We start from the raw sequence: 4,741 nt of genomic DNA, 5'->3' as shown, positions 1-4,741 counted from the left end.
CACCGGCGCGCGCCGCTTCAACCGCCGCGTTCAGCGCCAGGATGTTGGTCTGGAAGGCGATGCTGTCTATGACGCTGATGATATCGACCACTTTGCGCGATGAGTGATTGATCGCGCCCATGGTGGTGACCACCTGACGCACCACTTCGGTGCCGCGTGCCGCAACCTGCGACGCGCCATCTGCCAGCTGGTTTGCGTGTGTGGCGTTGTCGGCGTTCTGCCGCACCGTGCCGGTCAGCTCTTCCATCGACGCCGCCGTTTCAACAATCGAACTGGCCTGCGATTCGGTACGCGCCGAGAGATCGGCGTTGCCGCTGGCGATTTCACGCGAAGCCGCCGTAATCGCCAGTGCGCTGTCGCCTACCTGACGCATCAGGCCTTGCAGATAGGCGATGAACTGGTTGAAGCTTTGTGCCACGGCGTTGAATTCCGGGCTGTTGCTGGCGGGCAGACGCTGTGTCAAATCGGCACCGCCGGTTGATAAGGCTTCAATGTTGCTGTTCAGCACGGCGAGACGTTTCATCATGGCACGCACAAAACCGAGCAGCACCAGCAGCAGGATCACCGCCAGCGGAATCTGCACCAGACCAAGACGCGTCAACATGCTGTGGGTTTGTGCATCCAGCAAGCTCGACGGCACATCACTGGCGAGATACCACGGGCTGCCGGCAATCGCCTGCACGAACAGCGTGTGTTCGCCATCCTCACCTTCAAAGGTGGTTTGCGCGGGCTGGCTGCCCGCCTGCGCCAACAGACCTTTCAGCGCGGACGCCATCGGCAGCTGGGTATCTGCGAGGTTTTCCAGCTTCGGCGCGCCATCTACCAGCGCAGCGTTACCCACCACTTTGCCGTCAGCTTCAACGATCAGCACGCGGCCCTGAATCGCCTCACCCATCTGTTTTGCCAGCTGGTTGAAGAAGCCGAGCGTCACGTCAATGGTCGCCACGCCCCACGCGGTGCCATCGCGATAGATCGCCATTGCGCAGTTGGTACGCGGCTGTGGGCTGGCAGCATCCTGATAGGCTTTTGCCCATGCGCACTGGCCCTTCGGCGCGGCTAAACCATCTTTGTACCAGGATTGCTCCCAGTATTTGTCGGCGGCATCCGAGTTCCAGTAGGTGTTGACCTGCAGCTGGTTGCTGGCGTTGCGCGCAAAGAATGAGCTGTTTTTCTCTTTGGCGGGATCGCGACGGTTTGGTAACGGCCAGATGCCGCCGCCGAACACATTGCTGTCCTGATATTGGTTAACTAAGGCGGGCAGCAAGGTATCGATGGCTGCGCTGTCCATCACGCCTGCGGCTTCGGTAATGGCGCGCTGCTGCGCCTGTACGCGGTTCATCTGCTCGACAATGCGACCGGCCAGGCCGTCCACTTCGTAACGCACCAGACGACTTTCATTTTCGGAGAGTTGCGGCGCGATGAACTGATTGATTACCAGCACGGTAACCAGCATCAGACCGGCAAAAAAGGCGACAAGCGTCGCGGTGAAACGGGATTGTGTTGTTTTGAACATTATGTGTGCCCTTACCCTGGTTGGCGAGTTGCCTGATCGAGGTTAACGGCGTGTTGATGGGGAACTTGAGGTGAGCGGGATCACAAAGCAGTGAAATAGTTGATTTGGGTGATAATTTAAAATCGTAGGGTCGGCATTGATGCCGACCTGATTTACGGTGCGGGGGTTTCCACTACTTCCTGCCGTGGCCGGAACACATGATTATTGCCGTCCGCCAGCAACCGCTGCAGCAGCTGCTGTCCACCGCGATCGTCCGCCTGGGCGAACTGGCGTTCGGCTTCGGTAATCGGCGTGCACCACAGCAGATTCACACGATCGCCGTCACGTTTTGGCAGGCGGAACTGCGCCGCTTCGGGCGCTAAATCATTCGCCAGCAGGAAACTTTCAAAGCCAACTGGTGCCACTTCCGACGCCAGCGTATGTCCTTCGCCTATCCAGGTCAGACGCGCCCAAGGCAGATGGGCAAACTCAGCCAGCGCGCTCGCCATCTGCACCGCGTTGGCTTCGGTCATCACTTCACCGTCTACCGCCATCGCCAGCTCGACGCGGCGATACTGCGGGGCCAGCTCGTCAAACAGATGATCCACCTGCGGCATCGGGCGAATTCCCATGCCCAAGGTGAGGAAGTACCAAACGCCATTGTGCAAGTGCTGCGAAATCGCCATCGGCGGCCAGTTGCCCTGATCGATGGAGTAATATTTTACCGACTCGCCAAACTGCGCCTGATAACACTGCATCAGCTCGCGCTGCACCACATCCCACAAATGACCGTCGTGCCAGTCGCGCCAGAAGTGGCGCTGCTGTTCAGCGCGCGCGTAGTAATCGTTGGTGGAGGCCGATCCAAGCGGCGCAGTCAGGCGATTCTCTTTGATGCAGGCAGCAGAAAAACTCACCTGCTTATCCTGATACAGGCTCCAGCCGGGGATCACCGCCAGCAATTGGCCGTAATACCACAGCGCTGCGCCATCGTCGCTGGGCTCCCACAGCACCTGTAATCCCGCCGGATCGAGCATCGGCTCGGCTTCCAGCGTGCGGCAATATTCGGCACTCAGCAGCGGCGCGATACCTTGCTCCATCGCTTCACGATCTTCCTGCGCGGGTGCAGGCAGCAGATTACGCAGCCAGCAGCCGCGCACCGCGTATTGGCTGCGAAACAGGTCATTCGGCCAGATATAAAAATAAGCCGTACGCGCATCCTGCTCGACGATCGCGGTTAGTGTGTGTTGCTGATTCGGCACCTCAGCAATCAGAGGTTGGTGGGTCATAACGCCTCGATATTACCTGGAGGAATCCATTTTCCCCGAGAATAGAGCAGGATCGGCACTCGTGCCATGTGACACAAGGGTAAAACTCTCAAAGTGCGGTGGGAAATAGATGAGAGCGGCTTATGAATCGCCGCTTAACTGGCTGACAAGCTTCAGATTAATTTGCGATTCTTTTACAATTTCGCGTGATATTGTTTGCACATTCGCCTCTTTGGAGCTGCCATCATGGTGCTGCAAAACCTCGATCTGAACCTGCGGGATGTGGTTATTTTCGTGATGTTGGTGTGGCTGTTTATCCGCTATACGTGGGTGATGTCGTCGCTGACCTTGTTGCTAAGCGGCGTGGCATTGCTGGTGTTATTATCGATTGATATCTATTACAGCTTGTTGCCGCTGGCGCTGATTGGCCTCGGGCTCGGCATGTTGCTGCATCATTATCAGCAACGTCAGCTAGCGCTAAAACGTCAAGCGCGCACACCGCGCACCTACACGAACAAACAGGATGAGCTGCATCTGTAACCTTTAGCGGCCCATGCGCTGCATCGCACGAGTATAAGCGCCGCGCTGAATCGACCAGCGCAGCAGTGCGGCGATCACCGCCATTTCCCGATCCACCCGCCACTGCGTCAGCGGCGCAACCGGCTGCTGGATCTGCTGTTGCGCCCAGTCCGGTAACAATCCCATCCCCGCTTTCAGCATCACGCGCATTGCCGGTTTTGCCTGCCAGCTGGGAGCGGGCGCGTTAATCAATAACTGCATCACCTCCAGCGTGCGCGCATCGCAGATCAACTCAGGCCGCATCATCTGTAGATACGCCTCAACCGCCTGCACGCTTTTCGGCACCCGCTGCGCACCTAGCGCTTCAGCAACTAATGCCGCTTCCTGATAGTAACGATCCTGATCGGCGAGGCTGAGCTGCGGATTCTTATAGCGCAGATGCGCCGCCAGAAAACGGCTGGTTTCCGCGACGTGCACCCAGGTGAGCAGATGCGGATCGCTGGCGGCATACGGCTTGCCCGCGTTATCGACACCGGTGACGCGCAGGTGAATCCGTTTGACGCGGTCGATCAGGATATTGGCATCGGCGGTGTTACCGAAGGTGGTGACGGCAATAAACTGGCTGGTGCGGCGCAGGCGGCCCATCATGTCCTGACGGAAATTGGAGTGATCCCACACGCCCGCCAGCGCCGCCGGATGCAACATTTGCAGCATCAAGGCGCTGATGCCGCCGCACAGCATGGAGGTGAAGTCGCCGTGAACGCGCCAGATAACGTGGTCCGGGCCAAATAAGCCAGGATCGCCAGGCGGTTGCGAGATGTCGAATTCGTTGAGTGACAGGCCGTTGAGGCGGAAGACTTGCTGTTGGATGCGTTCGCGGATGTTCATGGGTTTGTGCGCTCGTTGACCAGGTAGGCATAAATGCCGACCCTACAAAAACAGTGAAGCATAACATGTAGGGTCAGCATTCATGCTGACCGGACCAAAGAGCGCCACAATCTTACTTACAGATAATCAAACTGCGCATCCTGGGTGCGCACCGAATCCAGTCCAATCATAACGTTGATTTTGCCCGGCTCGGCGATGTGCTGCATCTTCTGGTTCCAGAATTTCAGCGCATCAACGTCGATTTTAAACTTCACGGTCTGTGATTCACCGGCTTTCAGCATGATGCGCTGGAAGCCGCGCAGCTCCTGCACCGGACGGCTGATGCTGGCGACCGGATCGTTAAGATAGAGCTGCACCACGGTCGCGCCATCGCGTTTACCGCTGTTGGTGACGGTCACTGACGCCTCCACCGAACCGTTACGCGGCATGGTGCGTGACGACATCTTCACCGGCGATACAGTGAAGGTGGTGTAGCTCAGACCGTAACCAAACGGATAAAGCGGACCGTTCACCGCATCGTAGTAGTGCGAGGTGTACTTGTTCGGCTTGGCGAAGTTGTAGGGACGACCGGTTGGCA

Annotated in this window: 5 protein-coding genes; 1 reads left to right on the top strand and 4 read right to left on the bottom strand. The window is 57.9% G+C overall.

The genetic code is table 11. The features are described from left to right. A partial coding sequence (locus RTY00_RS20075; protein ID WP_312665782.1) for a methyl-accepting chemotaxis protein occupies window positions 1–1,513 on the bottom strand: 1,513 nt, incomplete at its 3' end. Window positions 1,514–1,665: 152 nt separating this feature from the next. Continuing rightward, window positions 1,666–2,778, bottom strand: coding sequence for a suppressor of fused domain protein (locus tag RTY00_RS20070; RefSeq protein ID WP_061717295.1), 1,113 nt, complete (start codon window positions 2,776–2,778; stop codon window positions 1,666–1,668). A gap of 225 nt (window positions 2,779–3,003) precedes the next feature. On the opposite strand from RTY00_RS20070, the gene RTY00_RS20065 reads away from it, so the two are divergent. Next, window positions 3,004–3,297 (top strand): hypothetical protein, encoded by a 294-nt coding sequence (locus tag RTY00_RS20065; RefSeq protein WP_312665781.1) that lies wholly within the window; start codon window positions 3,004–3,006, stop codon window positions 3,295–3,297. Between the two features lie 3 nt (window positions 3,298–3,300). Here the strand turns inward: RTY00_RS20065 and RTY00_RS20060 are convergent, their stop codons facing one another. Further along, window positions 3,301–4,164: an oxygenase MpaB family protein gene (locus tag RTY00_RS20060; protein WP_008102645.1), complete on the bottom strand. Its 864-nt coding sequence runs from the start codon at window positions 4,162–4,164 to the stop codon at window positions 3,301–3,303. Between the two features lie 116 nt (window positions 4,165–4,280). Beyond that, a partial coding sequence (locus tag RTY00_RS20055; RefSeq protein ID WP_312665779.1) for a fibronectin type III-like domain-contianing protein occupies window positions 4,281–4,741 on the bottom strand: 461 nt, incomplete at its 5' end.

Source organism: Pantoea sp. CTOTU49201 (assembly GCF_032054795.1).
Classification (GTDB): Bacteria; Pseudomonadota; Gammaproteobacteria; order Enterobacterales; family Enterobacteriaceae; genus Pantoea; species Pantoea symbiotica.
The sequence above is the reverse complement of the archived record's forward strand: the minus strand, read 5'-3'. Positions and strand labels throughout refer to the sequence as shown.